The sequence below is a fragment of the Mesorhizobium sp. M0306 genome (assembly GCF_040321655.1).
Lineage (GTDB): Bacteria > Pseudomonadota > Alphaproteobacteria > Rhizobiales > Rhizobiaceae > Mesorhizobium.
The window spans coordinates 41452-57462 of record NZ_JAMYRY010000031.1 but is presented as its reverse complement, the minus strand read 5'-3'; the positions used below and the strand labels follow the sequence as shown (position 1 = coordinate 57462).

Here is a 16011-nt window from a genome sequence, read left to right as displayed (position 1 = left end):
GAAATGAGACCGGCGAATGGCGTCTATTTATCGCTTTGTTATGCAAAAACTGCTGTCGCACAGGGTTCGAGACACGGCCGACGGCAACCTTGCAATTACCGACAGGAGATTGTTCCTTGACTTCGTTCGTCTAGAACGAGCGGTTAGGCTAGAGGATTTCGCCACAGTCCAGTCTGCGGTGGTGGCGATTGAAAATCGTTGCTTATCAATGGGTAAACGCCATATCGCGGTGTTTGCGTACATGTATCTCAGGTTTTCGGATGCGGCCCCAAAGTTTACGCACCTGGACATCGAGCTTGAGGAAGAAGGAGGCATCCGCCGAACAGTCGACTACCGGCGTAGGGTGTCGTCGACAGAGCGACTTGTCGGCGAGTGGGCTGCCGCTTGGTACGACCGCTATTCCAAGAGTTTCTTTCGTGCACTTTATAGGAGCAACAGCCCCACAGCGAACTACCGAAAGAATACCTAATCGTCCGCAAACCACCTGAAGCAGACATTCGGCTCGCAGCTCGCTCCAGCAACGCGCCTATCGTCCCAACATTTCAATGGCAGACCGTACAGGCCGGCGGGTGGTGCAAGCCGTAAGCTCGCGCTTGCGACATATCACCTCTCGAAAAGCCTCGGCTGCATGCTAAGAGACTCAAAACACCAACGGACTGAACTGAGGAGGCGGCCGTCATGACAGGCGAAAGCAAGAAGGCGGCCCGATCCGACCTCGACGAAGCAGCGCTCTATTTCCATAAGCACCCCCGTCCCGGAAAGCTTGAAATCCAGGCGACGAAGCCGCTCGGCAATCAGCGCGACCTGGCGCTTGCCTATTCGCCGGGGGTCGCCGCCCCCTGCCTTGAAATCCGCGACGACCCGGCAACCGCCGCCGATTATACAGCCCGCGCCAATCTTGTCGGCGTCGTCACCAACGGTTCGGCGGTGCTGGGCCTCGGCAATATCGGTCCGCTCGCCTCCAAGCCGGTGATGGAAGGCAAGGCGGTGCTGTTCAAGAAGTTCGCCGGCATCGATGTCTTCGACATCGAGATCGATGCACCCGGCATCGAGCGCATGGTCGAGACGATCTCGGCGCTGGAACCGACCTTCGGCGGCATCAACCTGGAAGACATCAAGGCGCCCGAATGCTTCGAAGTCGAGGAGCAGTTGAAAGCCCGCATGGGCATACCGGTCTTCCATGACGACCAGCACGGCACCGCCATCATCGTCGCCGCCGCTGTGCTCAATGGGCTGGAATTCGCCGGCAAGTCCATCTCCGACATCAAGATCGTCACGTCAGGCGCCGGCGCTGCGGCGCTTGCTTGCCTCAACCTTCTGGTCTCGCTCGGCGCGCGGGTCGAAAACATCTGGGTCACCGACCGGTTCGGGGTCGCCCATAAGGGCCGCGTCGAGGAGATGGACCGCTGGAAAGACCCCTATGTGAAGGACACCGAAGCGCGTACGCTGGCCGACGTTCTGCCCAGCGCCGACGTGTTTCTCGGCCTGTCTGCCGCCGGCGTACTGAAACCGGAACTGCTCCACCACATGGCGCCCAAGCCACTGATCCTGGCGCTGGCCAACCCCAATCCCGAGATCATGCCGGAAGCGGCACGGGCAGCACGGCCCGACGCGATGATCTGCACGGGCCGCTCCGATTTCCCCAATCAAGTCAATAACGTACTCTGTTTTCCTTACATCTTCCGTGGCGCGCTGGATTGCGGCGCAAGCGCCATCAACGAAGAGATGAAAATGGCCGCCGTGCGAGCGATTGCAGCGCTTGCCCGCGAAGAGCCATCCGACGTCGCCGCCCGTGCCTATTCCGGCGAGACGCCGATCTTCGGTCCGGAGTTCCTGATCCCCTCGCCTTTCGATCCGCGGCTGATCCTGCGCATTGCCCCTGCCGTCGCCAAGGCAGCCTGTGAGAGCGGCGTCGCGACCCGGCCGATCACCGATTTCGCCGCCTATATCGACAAGCTGAACCGCTTCGTCTTCCGCTCCGGCCTGGTCATGAAGCCGGTGTTTTCGATGGCCAAGACGTCGAGCGCCAAGCGCGTCATCTACGCCGACGGCGAGGACGAGCGCGTGCTTCGCGCCGCGCAAGTCGTGCTCGAGGAAGGCATTGCCGAACCGATCCTGATCGGCCGCCCGCATGTCATCGAGGTGCGGCTGAAGCGCTACGGGCTGCGCATCAAGCCGGGCGTCGATTTCGGCTTGATCAACCCGGAAGACGATCCGCGTTACCGCCACTATGTCGACCTTTTGATCGAGCTTGCCGGCCGGCGTGGGGTGACGACGGAAGCGGCGCGCACCATGGTGCGCACCGACAATACGGTGATCGCCGCCCTTGCCCTGAAGCGCGGCGACGCCGACGCCATGGTCTGCGGCCTCGAAGGCCGTTTCGAGCGCCATTTGCGCAACGTGACGCTGATCATCGGGCCGCGCGCCGGCATTAGGGATCGCGACCTGTCGACACTTTCCATGCTGATTTCGCAGCGCGGCATCATTTTCCTCACCGACACCCATGTCTCCGTCGATCCGACCGCCGAGGAGATTGCTGAGATGACCGTTTTGGCGGCCGAGGAAATTCAGCGTTTCGGCATCGAGCCCAAGGCAGCGCTGCTGTCGCATTCGGATTTCGGCTCCCGCGATTCGCCAAGCGCCATGAAGATGCGGCAGGCGGCGGCGATCTTGGCGCGGATCGCGCCCGACCTGCAATGCGACGGCGAGATGCATGCCGACTCGGCGCTATCGGAGCAGCTGCGCCAGCGCGTCTATCCGCATTCTCGGCTGAAGGGCGAAGCCAATCTGCTGGTGTTCCCCAATCTCGATTCGGCGAACATCACGCTGACCGCGCTGCGCACGATGATGGACGCGCTGCATGTCGGCCCGATCCTGCTCGGCACCGACAGCCCGGCGCACATATTGACGCCGTCGGTCACCTCGCGCGGCGTCGTCAATATGACGGCACTGGCCGTGGTCGAAGCCGCGCACAAGGCGCAAGCCATTGTCGATCTGGGGTAGCCGCTGGCTTTCTCAGATTGGCCTGAACCGGAAATGCCCTGTCTGCCTGAAGGCAAACAAAGTGTCCTCTTCCCTGGCGCCGCCGCCGATATTGTGAATGACCAGCCTTCTTGTCGGCACCAAACTGGAGCGATTGGACGACACGATGGCAATATGCGACAGATTGCCGGGCAGCATCTGGGCGACGAGATCCCCAGGCCGATAGTCGGCGGGGTCTTGGCTGACGGGCACGGCGGCACCTCGCCGCTCGAAATAGACCGCAAGATTGGGCACACGGCGGTGGTCAATGTTGCGGTCGGGCGCTTTAAGGCCCCAAGCCTTCGGATAGGCGGCAAAATTGGCCCGCATATCCTCATGCACCAATTCTTGGAGATCGAGATCGAAGGCGCGGCGATAGGCGCGGATCACGACATCCGTGCACACACCTCGCTCGGGCTCAACGTCCCCGCCCGGATAGGCCAGCCGTGTATAGGTCGGATCGTAGAGCGTGGTGACGCCGATCTGCTCACGGGCGGCTTCGACCAATTTGGTGCCCCAATCCGGCGTGATGGGCTTTTCCTGCGCCATGGCAACCGGCATCGCCAGGCACAAAAGACCAAATTGCAGTGCGGCTCGACGGGTAATCGCGGTCATGCCAAGCCTCCGGGCATTGCTGGATCCAGGCATTCTTCTGGGCGAATACGCCTTTTTCGTGCAACGCCAGGATGTCGGTCCTGACAATGTCCGAGTATGCCGTGCGGCGTGGTCGACATGACGCGCTGGTCGTGGTCGAAGCCGCGCACAAGGCGCAAGCCATCGCCGATTTGAGCTGAAGCCGGAATCAGCGATATGCTAAACAAACGCTTAACCGCAAGCGCGGTAGCTTTCAGAACGGCAGACAGGCGGAGTTCCGGAGGGATGAGGGGCGCACGTTGGAAGCTGACGCGTGCCGCCGCGCTGCTCGGTGCCCTGCTACTGTGCGACATTGCGGTCACTCAGGCGCAGGCCGCTTCCCGCCTCTGCCGCCAGCTTGAAGCCGATCTTGCCGCCGCTTCTCGCGGTGGCGGCGGCAAGCCAGCCTTGCTCAGGAAATATGACGACGCGATCGCCCGGCAGCGCCAGCAGATTTCAAAGGCCGTCAGCCAGTCCAGCAGCTCCGGCTGCGGCTTTTCGCTGTCTCGCCGCAACGCCAACGTATGCGCAGCACTCGACGCCACCATCGATCGCATGGCTGCCAATCTCGACGCCTTGCAGGCCAAGCGCGCTGAGCTTGACAGCGGTGGTTCGCGACGCGATCGCGCGCGCATATTGGCCTCGCTCGACGCCAATGGCTGCCGCGATGATACGGCGCCGCCGACGCTCGCACCGGTTCGCGAAGCCAGCGGTGAAAACGGCAACGGAAACCTGCTCGACCAGTTTTTGGGCAGTGAACCCGGTGCGCCCGGCCAGCCTGACGAGCCCGACCAGGCTGAAGAGCTAAGTCAGCCGCGCAACATCGGCAGCATGCTCAACAACGCCGACGAGTTGGGCCAGCCCCGAGGCGAATTCCGCACCATGTGCGTGCGGACCTGCGACGGCTATTTCTTCCCGATGTCGAATGCTGCCTCGCTGGGCGATTTCGAGCGCGACCAGAAGAATTGCGAATCGAGCTGCCCCGGCACCGAGATGCAGGTTTTCTACACGCGCGGCATGAACGGCGATTCGGCGTCGATGACGTCTTCGGTGACCGGCAGGCCTTATATCGAACTGCCGACGGCCTACCTCTACAAGCAGTCCGACATGCCGCGGCCGCCGGCCTGCGGCTGCAACGCCGCGCAGAATTTCGAAATCATCGCCGGCAACCCGCCCAGCCCGGAACGATCCGAAGCGAATGTGGAGACCACCCCGTTCATTCCGCTGCCGGTTGCCAGGCCTGATCCGGGCGCCGACCCGGAGACCCTGGCCAATGCGCAAGGCGGCCTCGACCGTGAGGCGATCAGACGCCTTGCCGTCAAACCCGTGCCCTCGCCGACGTCCCTGCCGCCGCCGGAACAGCGCAAGGTCAGGGTCGTCGGGCCAACGTTCCTTCCCGACCCAGCAGCGGCAACAGCTCTGCAAGCTCCGGACCCGAAGGCTGTCCCGTAAGCGCCAGCCTCAGCGGCATGAACAGTGCCTTGCCCTTACGGCCGCTCGCCGCTCGGATTTTGCCGGTCCAGTCTTTCCAGACGGTGCCGTTCCAAGGCTCCTCCGGCAGCAGTTCGAACGCTTGGCGAAGAAAGTCGCGGTCATCGTCGGAAAACTCCGCCGGCTCCTCTGGACCGTCGCGAAGTGTGCGCCACCAGATTGCTGCATCGGCCAGCCTGTCGAGATTGCCGCGCACCGCCAGCCAGAAAGGCTCGGCCTGTTCGCCAGAGATGCCGAGCACGATCAGCCGGTCGCGCGCCTCGGAAAAGGGCATGTGGTGCAGCAGCGTGCGGTTGAGCACGAAGAGCTCGTCCGGATCGAATTTGGCGGCGGATTTCGATGTTGCCGCCGGATCGAAGCGCTCGGCAAGTTCAGCCATCGTCGGCACCGCCACGACGTTTTCCGAGGTACCGACGAGCACCGCCAGCGAAGTGACCGCCATTGGCTCCATGCCGCTCTCACGCAGGCTCTGTATGGACAGCGCGCCGGTGCGCTTGGAAAGCCCCTCGCCTGATGCTGTTGTCAGAAGATTGTGATGGCCGAACACCGGCGGCTCGGCGCTGAGCGCCCGGAACAGGGCTATCTGGACGCCGGTATTGGTGACGTGGTCGTCGCCACGAATGACATGGCTGACGCCCATTTCGATGTCGTCGATCACCGAAGGCAGCGTGTAGAGATAGGTGCCGTCCTCGCGCCGCAGAACCGGATCTGAAAGCGAGGCGAGGTCGACGGTCTCCTCGCCGCGCACCAGGTCGTTCCAGTGGATTTCGGTGCGCTCCGGCTGCAGCGGATCGCTGCTGAAGTTGGGTAGCAGAAAGCGCCAGTGCGGCCGCCGGCCATCGGCCTCATATTCCGCGACCTGCTCAGGCGTCAGCGTCAGCGCCTCGCGGCCATAGACTGGCGGCAGGCCACGCGTGCGGCGCACCTTGCGCCTCAGGTCGAGCTCTTCAGGCGTCTCATAGCACGCATAGACGAGGCGGGCCTCCTTCAGCCTTTCCAGTGCGGCATCATAAATTTCGACCCGCCGCGACTGATACTCCGTGGCATCGGGGAAGATGCCCAGCCAATGCAGGTCGTAAAGGATGGCGTCGGAAAATTCCTGCGTCGAACGGGTAACGTCGGTGTCGTCGAAGCGCTGGATGAAGCGACCCTTGTTCTTGATGGCGAACAGCCAGTTGAACAAAGCGGTGCGCGCATTGCCGATGTGAATGCGGCCGGTCGGTGACGGGGCGAAACGGACGGTAACTGTCATGAGCGGGGCGTACCGGATGGTTTTGCTGTTGACAAGACGCGCCCCCGCGCTCTGCGGCAGACATAGAACATGACGAAGACGAAGAAAAGACGGCAGCGCCGCGCGTCTATTAAGGCGCGCGGCGCCGTAACCGTCAGATCACCAGGCCTTTGGTCAGCTCAAGCGCCTGGCGTTCGAACAGCCTACGGTAGATGCCGCCTTGCAGCCGGATCAGCTGGTCATGCGAGCCCTCTTCGACGATGCGGCCGCGATCGAACACCAAAAGCCTGTCCAGCGCCCGCACCGTTGACAGCCGGTGGGCAATGACCAGCGTCGTGCGGCCGACCATCAAGCGCTCCATCGCCTGCTGGATCAACACCTCCGATTCCGAATCGAGGCTCGACGTTGCCTCATCCAGGATGAGAATGCGCGCATCGGCGAGGAAGGCGCGTGCGATTGCAACGCGCTGACGCTCACCACCCGACAGCTTTACGCCACGCTCGCCGACCAGCGTGCCATAGCCTTTCGGCAAATTGGCGATGAAGTCGTGCGCGCTGGCCAACCGCGCCGCGTGCTCGATCTCGGCCTGCGTGGCGCTCGGCCGGGCATAGGCGATGTTTTCGGCCAGCGACCGGTGGAACAGGATCGGCTCCTGCTGGACGATCGCGATCTGTGCGCGCAGCGACGCCTGCGCCACATCGGCAATATCCTGGCCGTCGATCAGGATATTTCCCGCAGTCACGTCATAGAGGCGCTGGATCAGCTTGACGAACGTCGTCTTGCCGGAGCCCGAATGGCCAACCAGCCCGACCCGCGCGCCCGGCGCGATATCCACCGAAAAGTCGCGATAGAGCGGCAAACGGTGGCTACCGTAGTGGAACGTGACATTGTCGAAGGTGATACGGCCATCGGTGATCCGGATCGGTTTGGCGCCGAGCCGATCCTCGATGCCGAGTGGTTCGGACTGGAAGTCGACCAGTTCCTCCATGTCGTTGATCGAGCGCTGCAGATTGCGGATATGCGTGCCGATGTCGCGCAGATAGCCTTGCAGCACGAAGAATGAGGTCAGCACGAAGGCGACGTCGCCGGCACTTGCCTGCCCCCACGACCACAAAAGCAGGGAGAATCCGATGACCGCTGCCCGCAAAAGCAGCAGCATCGTGCCTTGCGTGGTGCCGTTGACGGTGCCGCGCACCCAGGTGCGCCGCGTGCGGCCGCGCCATTTGGCGACGACCTCGGCAAGCCGTGTCTCCTCGCGTTCCTCGGCGCCAAAACCCTTGACCACCGCGTTGCAGCTCACCGCATCGGCCAGCGAGCCGCCAAGCCGTGTATCCCACGCGTTGGCAAGCCTTGCCGCAGGCGCGACATAGCCAAGCGACAGCATCGTCGTCACCGCGATGAACAGAACCGAACCGGTGGCGACGATCGCGCCCATCAGCGGCCAGAACCAGCCAAGCAGCAGCGTCGAGCCGACGAGCATGACGACCGACGGCAGCAGCGCGATCAGGATCGTGTCGTTGAGCAGGTCGAGCGCCCACATGCCGCGCGTTATCTTGCGCACCGTCGATCCGGCGAAGCTGTTGGCGTGCCAATCGGTGGAGAAGCGCTGGACGCGGTGGAAGGCGTCGGCGGCGATATCCGCCATCATCTTCAACGTCAGCTCGACAATGGCCATGAAGGCGAGATTGCGCAGCACGACACCGGTGAGCGCCAGGGCAACCAGCATCGAAAAGGCAGCCATCGCCGCATTCCATGCGACATCGTCGGCCGCGGCACTGCTGGCAACGGCGTCGACCAGCCGGCCGGAATAGAGCGGCGTCAGCACGTCGGCCAAGGTCGACAGCAGGAACGTGCCCATAATGCCGGCAAGCCGCCACGGCTGACGCCGCCAATGGCTGAGCGTGAAGCCAAGAACGCTGCGAAAGGCGCCCGCGCGCAAATCTATTCGAAAACGAGCCATGATGTCATTCGGGCGCAAACGAGCCCGATCCCGGAAAAGGTCGAAAATTGAAAAAACCGCGTCGGGCGAATTAACACCCAAGGAATGCGGAGGTTCGGCACATTTGGCGGCTCGCCCGAATACGGGCGGCGACCGGCATCGACGAACGCCTGTTCTCAGCTCGGCTTTGGCGCAAAGGTAAGAACCTTCTGGCTTGCCGATTGAGACCTAGGCTTCGCGGCCTCGCATAACGATGTCAAATCCTGGCATTTCGGTCCTCCCCAAGGGGATCGCGGAAAGGCGTTTATAGAGACGCCTCAACGCCGCGCCAAGTCAGTAGATAGCCCAAAGCGCATCTGGTCCAAGCAGTGAGACGATTTTGCAACAATCGCGGGTTGTGCGCTGCCTCTGTTCAGGTTGCCGGGATACGGTCGAAGCGCATATAGCGGCCGTCGGTGGAAGACCTGAAGCCGAGCTTCTCGTAAACCGCGTGGGCGTCGTTGGTCGACAGGCTCCAATGCGTGACAGTCTTGCAATCCGGATGACCGATAAGCGCCTGGACAAGCCGGGTTCCGATGCCTTGCCCGCGATACCCAGGCCAGACAATGATGTCGGCGAGATAGGCAAATACCGTACGGTCGGTGATCGCCCGGCCGAAGCCGACCTGATTGCCGCCGACATAGGCGCCGACGCACAGTGAGTTGGCAAAGGCGCGGCGGTGCAGTTCATCGCTGCGGCCGCTGCCCCAATAGCTCTCCTTCAAAATGTCGGACGTCGCCCGGAAGTCGATCTGCGACAGGTCGAAGCTGATCTCAAAGTTGGCCATGGCTAAACCGTTATGCAGCCAATCGCCTACCCGCCATCCCTGAACCGGTTGGTAATGGGATAGCGGCGGTCTCGGCCAAAATTCTTCCTGGTGATCTTCACGCCGGGCGCCGCCTGCCGGCGCTTGTATTCGGCGACGTAAAGCAGGTGCTCGACGCGCGTCACCGTCGCCCGGTCATGGCCGCGCGCAAGGATCTCGTCGACGCCCATCTCGTTTTCGACCAGACACTCCAATATGTCGTCGAGCACTGGATAGGGCGGCAGCGAATCCTGGTCGGTCTGGTTCTCACGGAGCTCCGCCGAGGGCGCCTTGTCGATGATGTTGTTCGGGATCACCTCGCCGGACGGGCCGAGCGCGCCCGGCGGCACATGCGCGTTGCGCCAGCGCGACAACGCATAGACCTGCATCTTGTAGAGGTCCTTTATCGGGTTGAAGCCGCCATTCATGTCGCCATAGAGCGTGGCGTAGCCTACCGACATCTCGCTCTTGTTGCCGGTAGTGACCACCATCGAGCCGAACTTGTTGGAAATCGCCATCAGGATGGTGCCACGGGCCCGGCTCTGCAGGTTTTCCTCGGTGATGCCTTCCTTGGTGCCCTCGAAAAGCTGCGTCAGTGTGTGCAGGAAGCCCTCGACCGGCTCGAAGATCGGCACGATATCGTAGCGGCAGCCGAGCGCGCGGGCGCAGTCCTCGGCGTCCTTGAGCGAGTCCTTCGAAGTGTAGCGGTAAGGCATCATCACGGCGCGCAGCCGTTCCTCGCCGAGCGCATCGACGGCCAGTGCCGCGCAGATCGCCGAATCGATGCCGCCGGAAAGGCCGAGCACGACATTCTTGAAGCCGTTCTTGTTGACGTAGTCGCGCAGGCCCAACATGCAGGCGCGATAGTCGGCCTCCTCCTTCTCCGGGATTTTCGACATCGGTCCGTCAGTGCAGACCCAACCATCGGAATTATTTCCATTTTGCGCCCCTGCGGCGGCGCGGCTTCTCTTCCAGGTGGTGACGTTGACCGTCTCCTCGAACTGGCTCATCTGGAAGGCCAGCGTCTTGTCAGAACCTATGGCAAACGATGCGCCGTCGAAGACCAGCTCGTCCTGGCCGCCAAGCTGGTTGGCATAGATGATCGGCAGGCCGCATTCGATGACCTGGCGGATGACGATCTGGTGGCGGACATCGACCTTGCCGCGATAATAGGGCGAGCCGTTCGGCACCAGCAGGATTTCCGCGCCGCTTTCGGCCAGCGTCTCGCAGACGGCAACCTCGCCCCAGATGTCTTCGCAGATCGGCACTCCCACGCGCACGCCGCGGAAATTGATCGGCCCCTGGATCTCGGGGCCGGCCTGGAAGACACGCTTCTCGTCGAACTCACCGTAATTCGGCAGATCGAGCTTGTAGCGTTCGGCAAGGATCTTACCGCCATCGGCAAAGATGATCGAATTGTGCGTGCCGGTCTTGCGCTTCAGCGGCGTGCCGATGATGAAACCCGGGCCGCCGTCGGCCGTATCGCCGGCGAAATCCTCCGCCGCCCGTTCGCAGGCTTTCAGGAAGGCGGGCTTCAGCACCAGATCCTCGGGTGGATAGCCGGCAAGGAAAAGCTCGGTGAACAGCACGAGGTCGGCGCCCTGACGGGCGGCATCCGCCCTCGCCTCGCGTGCCTTGGCAAGATTGCCGGCGACGTCGCCGACTGTCGGGTTGAGCTGGGCAACGGCGATGCGCAATATGTCTGGAGCGGTCTTTTCTGTCATGCCCGTGGGTTTAGCGCGGCAAAATTCGTCGGGCAATGGCGTTCGTTTGGACCAACCGTTCGGTCCTATTCGCCCATATATTCGCGCAAGGCTTCCGGTGGATGGTTCTCGCCGATCGACATTGCCAGAATGCGCGAAATGTGTCGGCGCGGCAGCCCGGTTTCCGCCGCCCAGGCGTTGATCTGCACCTGGATCCTGCCCAGGTCCTTCTTCGATGTCGGGCTCTCCGCAATGTCGAGCCCAGCGTCGCGTAGCGCTGCCGCCATGTCGGCCGAGACGATGAAGGCGTCCCACTCCAGCCAGCGCAGAAAATACTGGCCGGTATTGCCGCCGAGCCGGCTGCCTTGCTTGCCGAGATAGGCCATCAACCCGACCTGGTCATCCGCCGGCCAATTGGCCAGGAACTTGCCGAAGCTGCCATGCTCCTTCGACACGCGCTCGACGAAGGCCGCGTTGTCGCGTACGGACTTGATCTTCTGCGGATTGCGGACGATGCGCTTGTCAGCGGTGAGATCGTGCCAGAAATCGTCGGGCTGGAACAGCAGCCGCTTCGGCTCGAAGCCAAGAAACGCTTCCTCGAAACCCGGCCATTTCTGCTCGATAACACGCCAGACGAAGCCGGCGGCAAAGACCCGCTCGGCCATGGTCGACAGGATCCGGTCGTCCGCAATCTTTGCCACCGCGGCATTGTCGGGCATAGGGCCCAGCAGCGACGTAAGCGCTGCCTCACCGCCTTTGCGTTTCGCTGCACGGGCGCGAATTTTCCGAAAATCCACCATTGTTTCCTGACCCATCGCGTCAATCTACCACTTCCCGTTTGAACCGGCAGCTTCTACCTCTATCGCTGACGACGGAGGCGACGATGAATAAAACGATCGAGGACATGGCAAACCGCTGGCTGAAGCGAAAGCCGGACGGCCTCAGCGCGCTCGAAAGCCGGGTGCTGCAATCAACGCTCGAGCGCACCACGATCTCCAAGGACACCAACAAGGCCGTCGCCTTTCACCAGACGTTTGGCGATCGCCTGGCCGATACCATCGCCCGGATCGGCGGCTCGTGGTCCTTCATCCTGACATTCATTGGCTTCCTGATCCTGTGGACGGCAGGCAATGTCTGGCTCTTGTCGCGCGCCGCCTTCGATCCCTATCCCTTCATCTTCCTCAATCTCGTGCTTTCCATGGTTGCTGCCCTGCAGGCGCCAGTGATCATGATGGCGCAGAACCGCCAGACCGAGCGCGATCGTATCGACGCCGCCCACGACTACGAGGTTAATCTCAAGGCCGAGATCGAGATCATGGCATTGCACGAAAAACTCGACGAACTGCGCCACAGCCAAATCATCGGCATGCGCGACGAGATCGCTCGGCTGGCCGAGCAGGTGAAGCGCATCGACGACATTCTGTCGAAGCAGCGGACGTCTTCATGACGGAAGCCATCCATCGCCTCATTGAGCAATATGGTTTGGTCGCGGTTTTTCTGGGCTGTGTCGCCGAGGGCGAAAGCGCCGCCATCCTTGGCGGTTTCTTTGCGCATCAGCATGTTTTCGTCCCGTGGCAGGCCTTCCTCGCGGCGGCGCTCGGCGCCTTCGGTGGCGACACGTTCTTTTTCATCCTGGGACGGAGCTTCGCCGACCATAAATTCGTAATCAGGCTCCGAGCCCGGCCGGGCTTCAGTCACGCCTACCGCCTTGTCACCTCTCATCCCAACATTTTCGTGCTGTCGAACCGCTACATCTATGGCCTGCGCCTGGTTGGCGGTATCGCGGCCGGGCTATCGGGCATCGCCGCGGCGCGCTTCGTCATCCTCAACGCCGTCTCGTCGGTAGTCTGGGCGGCACTGTTCTGCACTGTCGGTTATGTCTTCGGGCTGGGAGCGGAGCGCATCGTTGGCCAGGCGCTGGCCCGCCACGAGCGGTTGCTGATCGCTCTGGCAATCGGCCTCGTCGTGGCCATCCTCGGCTGGGCGTCGCACTTCCTCGCCAAGAGGGAGCTTCGCAAGGGAAGCTGATCGTCAATCAATGCCGAGCGCGCGGTCGCCCTTCTCGAGGATCAGCGGAATGATCAGGTCTTCCTCGTCGGCAAGATGCCGGGTCAACATGGCGATCAGCCGGCCGTTCTCGTCGGCATAGGCATCGGCGGCGAAGCGCTGTTTGTCCTCGCTCTCCTGAAGCGTGCCGATGAAGGCATTTGCCGCCTGGGCATTGCGCTCCAGTCCCTCATGGATTGTGCGGTGATCGGCATCCAGGATTTCGAAGCCGCGCTTCAGACGGGTCTCGGCCCTGGCGAAGACCGGGAAATAATGATGGTCCTCGACATTGTGATGGCCGTCGAGATTGCCGAGGAAATGGTTGAGGCGCGGCGCGAACCAGCGCGCGAATTCCGGCGCGCTCAGCCTACCTTCCCGATAATCGCCAATACCGCTGGTGAGCATGCCGCCAAGCTCGCGGAACATGTCGTGCCGCTGCAGCCACATATTGGCCATGCCGTGGATGTTGGCATGCGCCTGCCAATCCTCGCGCGGATATTTCTCGATCAGCCAGCGCAGATCGTCCGGCAGGCCCTCCCGTTCAAGCAGCAGAAATCCGGCGGTATCGGCCATGTCGGTTTCCTCAGACCATGATCCCGAAAAGTGGTACCGGTTTTCGGAAAAGATCATGGTCAAACGAGAAATGCAGTGACGGCATGTAGTGTATGAAACCTCAGATCGGTACCCCGAGTATCCGCTCGATGACGGCGACGCCCCAGACGCCGGCAGCGATCACCACCGAAATCAGCACCGCCAGCGAACCGCAATCCTTGGCTAGCTGGATATCGATGTTGAATTCGCGGCTGAACGCGTCGCACGCCGCCTCGATGCCGGTGTTCAACACCTCGATCATGATCATGAGCAGCACCGCGCCGATCAGCAGCGCATAGCCGCGCCACGATTCCGAAAGGAACCAGCCGAGCGGCAAGGCAAGCACGAGCAGAACCAGCTCCAACTGGAAGGCCTCCTCGCTGGCGGCCAGTTTGCGAAACGCCCGCACCGAATTGTAAAAAGCGTCGATCAGCCGCTGCATGCCAGAACCCTTCGGAATCACCGGCAGGGGATAGCGCAATGGCTGGATCAAGGGAATAAGGCGACCTCTGCAAAAATCAGCCGTCTGCCACCTTGATCGAAGGCGTCGACTTCTCGAACTGCGGCAGCGCGTCGTCGATGGCGTAATAGTCGCCCTTGTCGCCGACGAAGATATGGCATTCTCCTTGAAGCCCGGTTGGCGCGTCGAACAGGCCTGCCATGACCGAAACATAGCCATCGTCGCTCGGCTTCCAGAACAGCAGAGAGCCGCATGTCTTGCAGAAGCCGCGCCTGGCGAACGAAGAAGCCTCGTACCAGGTGATGCTCTCCGTGCCGGTGATTGTGATGTCTCGGTCGGCAACGTTGGTCGCCGCATAAAAATGCCCGCTCTGCTTCCGGCACTGCGAGCAATGACAGTAGATGACACCGCGTAGCGGTCCTCGTGTCTGGAACCGCACTGCCCCGCACAAGCATGATCCGGTGTGAGTGTCAGCCATGTCGGCTCTCCCGATGCAATTGCCATCGCTTGGCAAGATTCCAGTTTTGCGCGCATTAGGCACGAGCAAATGCGACACCGGCCGGACGCGTTTCGCTGACCAGCTCGATGATCGGATACGTTCTAATCAGCCGTTGACGGCCTGCTTGTGCTGGACCGGATGGCTCTTCTTGAGCAGATCGGACACCAGGAACGCCAACTCGATCGCCTGGTCGGCGTTGAGACGCGGATCGCAATGGGTGTGGTAGCGATCCTGCAGTTCTTCGGCGGTGATGGCGCGAGCGCCACCTGTGCATTCGGTGACGTTCTTGCCTGTCATCTCGATGTGGATGCCGCCGGGATGCGTGCCTTCGGCGCGATGCACCTCGAAGAAGGTCTGCACCTCCTTCAGGATGCGATCGAACGGCCGTGTCTTGTATCCAGCGGCTTCGATGGTGTTGCCATGCATAGGGTCCGACGACCACACAACGCTGCGGCCTTCCTTCTGCACCGCGCGCACCAGCTTCGGCAGGTGGTCAGCAACCTTGTCGGAGCCGAAACGCGCGATCAGCGTCAGCCGGCCGGGCTCGTTCTCCGGATTGAGCAGGTCGATGAGTTGCAACAGGCCGTCCGGCGTCAGCGACGGCCCGCATTTCAGACCGAGCGGGTTCTTGATGCCGCGGCAATATTCGACATGCGCATGGTCGGGTTGGCGCGTGCGATCACCGATCCAGATCATGTGGCCGGAGGTGGCGTACCAGTCGCCCGAAGTCGAATCGACGCGGGTCAGCGCCTCTTCATAACCGAGCAGCAGCGCCTCATGGCTGGTGTAGAAATCGGTCTCGCGCAGCGCGTAATTGGTCTCCGAGGTGATGCCGACGGCCTTCATGAAGTCCATCGTCTCGGTAATGCGGTTGGCGAGCGATTCGTATTTCTCCCCCTGCGGGCTGTCGGAGACGAAGCCGAGCATCCATTGATGCACGTTCTCCAGGCTGGCGTAGCCACCTTGGGCGAAGGCACGCAAAAGATTGAGCGTCGCCGCCGACTGGCGGTACGCCATCTCCTGCCTTGCAGGATCGGGAATGCGCGACTTGGCATCGAATTCGATGCCGTTGATGATGTCGCCGCGGTAGCTGGGCAGCGTCACTCCGCCCTTGGTCTCATTGTCGGACGAGCGCGGCTTGGCAAACTGGCCGGCGACACGGCCGACCTTCACCACCGGTTGCGCGCCGGCAAAGGTCAGTACCACCGACATCTGCAAGAAGACGCGGAAGAAGTCGCGGATATTGTCCGCGCCATGCTCGGCGAAGCTCTCGGCGCAATCGCCGCCCTGCAGAAGAAATGCGTCACCGGCAGCGACGGCTGCAAGCTGCTTCTTCAGCTTGCGTGCCTCACCTGCAAAAACCAACGGCGGAAAGGTAGCGAGCTGGGTTTCCGTGTTCCTCAGCGCGACAAGGTCCGGATAGGCAGGAACCTGCTGGATCGGCTTAGCTCTCCACGAATTCGGCGACCATTTCGTCATCGAAGCACCCAACGCTCTTTCAGGCGGACGCCATCGCCCGCCAATCCGCCCCATATGGGGTCGCGGCTCCATAC

The 16011-nt window shown here is 62.1% G+C and carries 15 protein-coding genes; 5 read left to right on the top strand and 10 right to left on the bottom strand.

Annotation, left to right across the window (positions count from 1 at the left end):
- The first annotated feature begins 16 nt into the window (after window positions 1-16).
- Both NKI95_RS28600 and NKI95_RS28595 read left to right on the top strand, forming a co-directional pair.
- Window positions 17-469: a hypothetical protein gene (locus NKI95_RS28600; protein WP_352720980.1), complete on the top strand. Its 453-nt coding sequence runs from the start codon at window positions 17-19 to the stop codon at window positions 467-469.
- Between the two features lie 209 nt (window positions 470-678).
- Window positions 679-3003 (top strand): NADP-dependent malic enzyme, encoded by a 2325-nt coding sequence (locus NKI95_RS28595; RefSeq protein WP_352720978.1) that lies wholly within the window; start codon window positions 679-681, stop codon window positions 3001-3003.
- A 12-nt stretch (window positions 3004-3015) separates the two neighbouring features.
- Here NKI95_RS28595 and NKI95_RS28590 read toward each other — a convergent pair whose 3' ends face one another.
- Window positions 3016-3636 (bottom strand): DUF1287 domain-containing protein, encoded by a 621-nt coding sequence (locus tag NKI95_RS28590; protein WP_352720976.1) that lies wholly within the window; start codon window positions 3634-3636, stop codon window positions 3016-3018.
- A gap of 264 nt (window positions 3637-3900) precedes the next feature.
- On the opposite strand from NKI95_RS28590, the gene NKI95_RS28585 reads away from it, so the two are divergent.
- Window positions 3901-5106, top strand: coding sequence for a DUF2865 domain-containing protein (locus NKI95_RS28585; protein ID WP_352720974.1), 1206 nt, complete (start codon window positions 3901-3903; stop codon window positions 5104-5106).
- Here NKI95_RS28585 and gltX read toward each other — a convergent pair.
- From gltX to NKI95_RS28560, 5 genes are all read right to left on the bottom strand, one after another.
- The gene (gene gltX, locus NKI95_RS28580) at window positions 5024-6397 is read right to left on the bottom strand and encodes a glutamate--tRNA ligase (RefSeq protein ID WP_352720972.1); all 1374 of its coding nucleotides are present in this window, start codon (window positions 6395-6397) and stop codon (window positions 5024-5026) included. The genes NKI95_RS28585 and gltX overlap by 83 nt on opposite strands.
- 133 nt (window positions 6398-6530) lie before the next feature.
- Window positions 6531-8336: an ABC transporter ATP-binding protein gene (locus NKI95_RS28575; RefSeq protein WP_352720970.1), complete on the bottom strand. Its 1806-nt coding sequence runs from the start codon at window positions 8334-8336 to the stop codon at window positions 6531-6533.
- Window positions 8337-8727: 391 nt separating this feature from the next.
- Entirely contained in the window at window positions 8728-9141 is a 414-nt protein-coding gene (locus NKI95_RS28570) for a GNAT family N-acetyltransferase (RefSeq protein ID WP_352720967.1), read from the bottom strand.
- 26 nt (window positions 9142-9167) lie between these two features.
- Complete coding sequence (locus tag NKI95_RS28565) at window positions 9168-10883, bottom strand: NAD+ synthase (protein WP_352720965.1); 1716 nt, start codon at window positions 10881-10883, stop codon at window positions 9168-9170.
- A gap of 65 nt (window positions 10884-10948) precedes the next feature.
- Window positions 10949-11662, bottom strand: a complete 714-nt coding sequence (locus tag NKI95_RS28560; RefSeq protein ID WP_352720963.1) for a DNA-3-methyladenine glycosylase I — start codon at window positions 11660-11662, stop codon at window positions 10949-10951.
- A gap of 83 nt (window positions 11663-11745) precedes the next feature.
- Here NKI95_RS28560 and NKI95_RS28555 point away from each other — a divergent pair, with 83 nt between their 5' ends.
- Both NKI95_RS28555 and NKI95_RS28550 read left to right on the top strand, forming a co-directional pair.
- Entirely contained in the window at window positions 11746-12309 is a 564-nt protein-coding gene (locus tag NKI95_RS28555) for a DUF1003 domain-containing protein (protein WP_352466385.1), read from the top strand.
- Window positions 12306-12890 carry a DedA family protein gene (locus NKI95_RS28550; RefSeq protein ID WP_352720962.1) on the top strand — a complete coding sequence of 195 codons (585 nt, stop codon included), beginning with the start codon at window positions 12306-12308 and terminating at the stop codon, window positions 12888-12890. The genes NKI95_RS28555 and NKI95_RS28550 overlap by 4 nt, the downstream gene beginning before the upstream one ends.
- Before the next feature lie 3 nt (window positions 12891-12893).
- Here NKI95_RS28550 and NKI95_RS28545 read toward each other — a convergent pair whose 3' ends face one another.
- From NKI95_RS28545 to NKI95_RS28530, 4 genes are all read right to left on the bottom strand, one after another.
- On the bottom strand, window positions 12894-13481 hold the full coding sequence (locus NKI95_RS28545) for a hemerythrin domain-containing protein (RefSeq protein WP_352720960.1): 588 nt from the start codon (window positions 13479-13481) through the stop codon (window positions 12894-12896).
- Between the two features lie 100 nt (window positions 13482-13581).
- Window positions 13582-13941, bottom strand: coding sequence for a diacylglycerol kinase (locus NKI95_RS28540; protein ID WP_352720999.1), 360 nt, complete (start codon window positions 13939-13941; stop codon window positions 13582-13584).
- Window positions 13942-14017: 76 nt separating this feature from the next.
- A complete protein-coding gene (locus NKI95_RS28535) occupies window positions 14018-14437 on the bottom strand; it encodes a GFA family protein (RefSeq protein ID WP_352720958.1) in 420 nt (139 codons plus the stop codon).
- A gap of 126 nt (window positions 14438-14563) precedes the next feature.
- Window positions 14564-15937: a class II 3-deoxy-7-phosphoheptulonate synthase gene (locus NKI95_RS28530; protein WP_352720957.1), complete on the bottom strand. Its 1374-nt coding sequence runs from the start codon at window positions 15935-15937 to the stop codon at window positions 14564-14566.
- Window positions 15938-16011 lie beyond the last annotated feature (74 nt).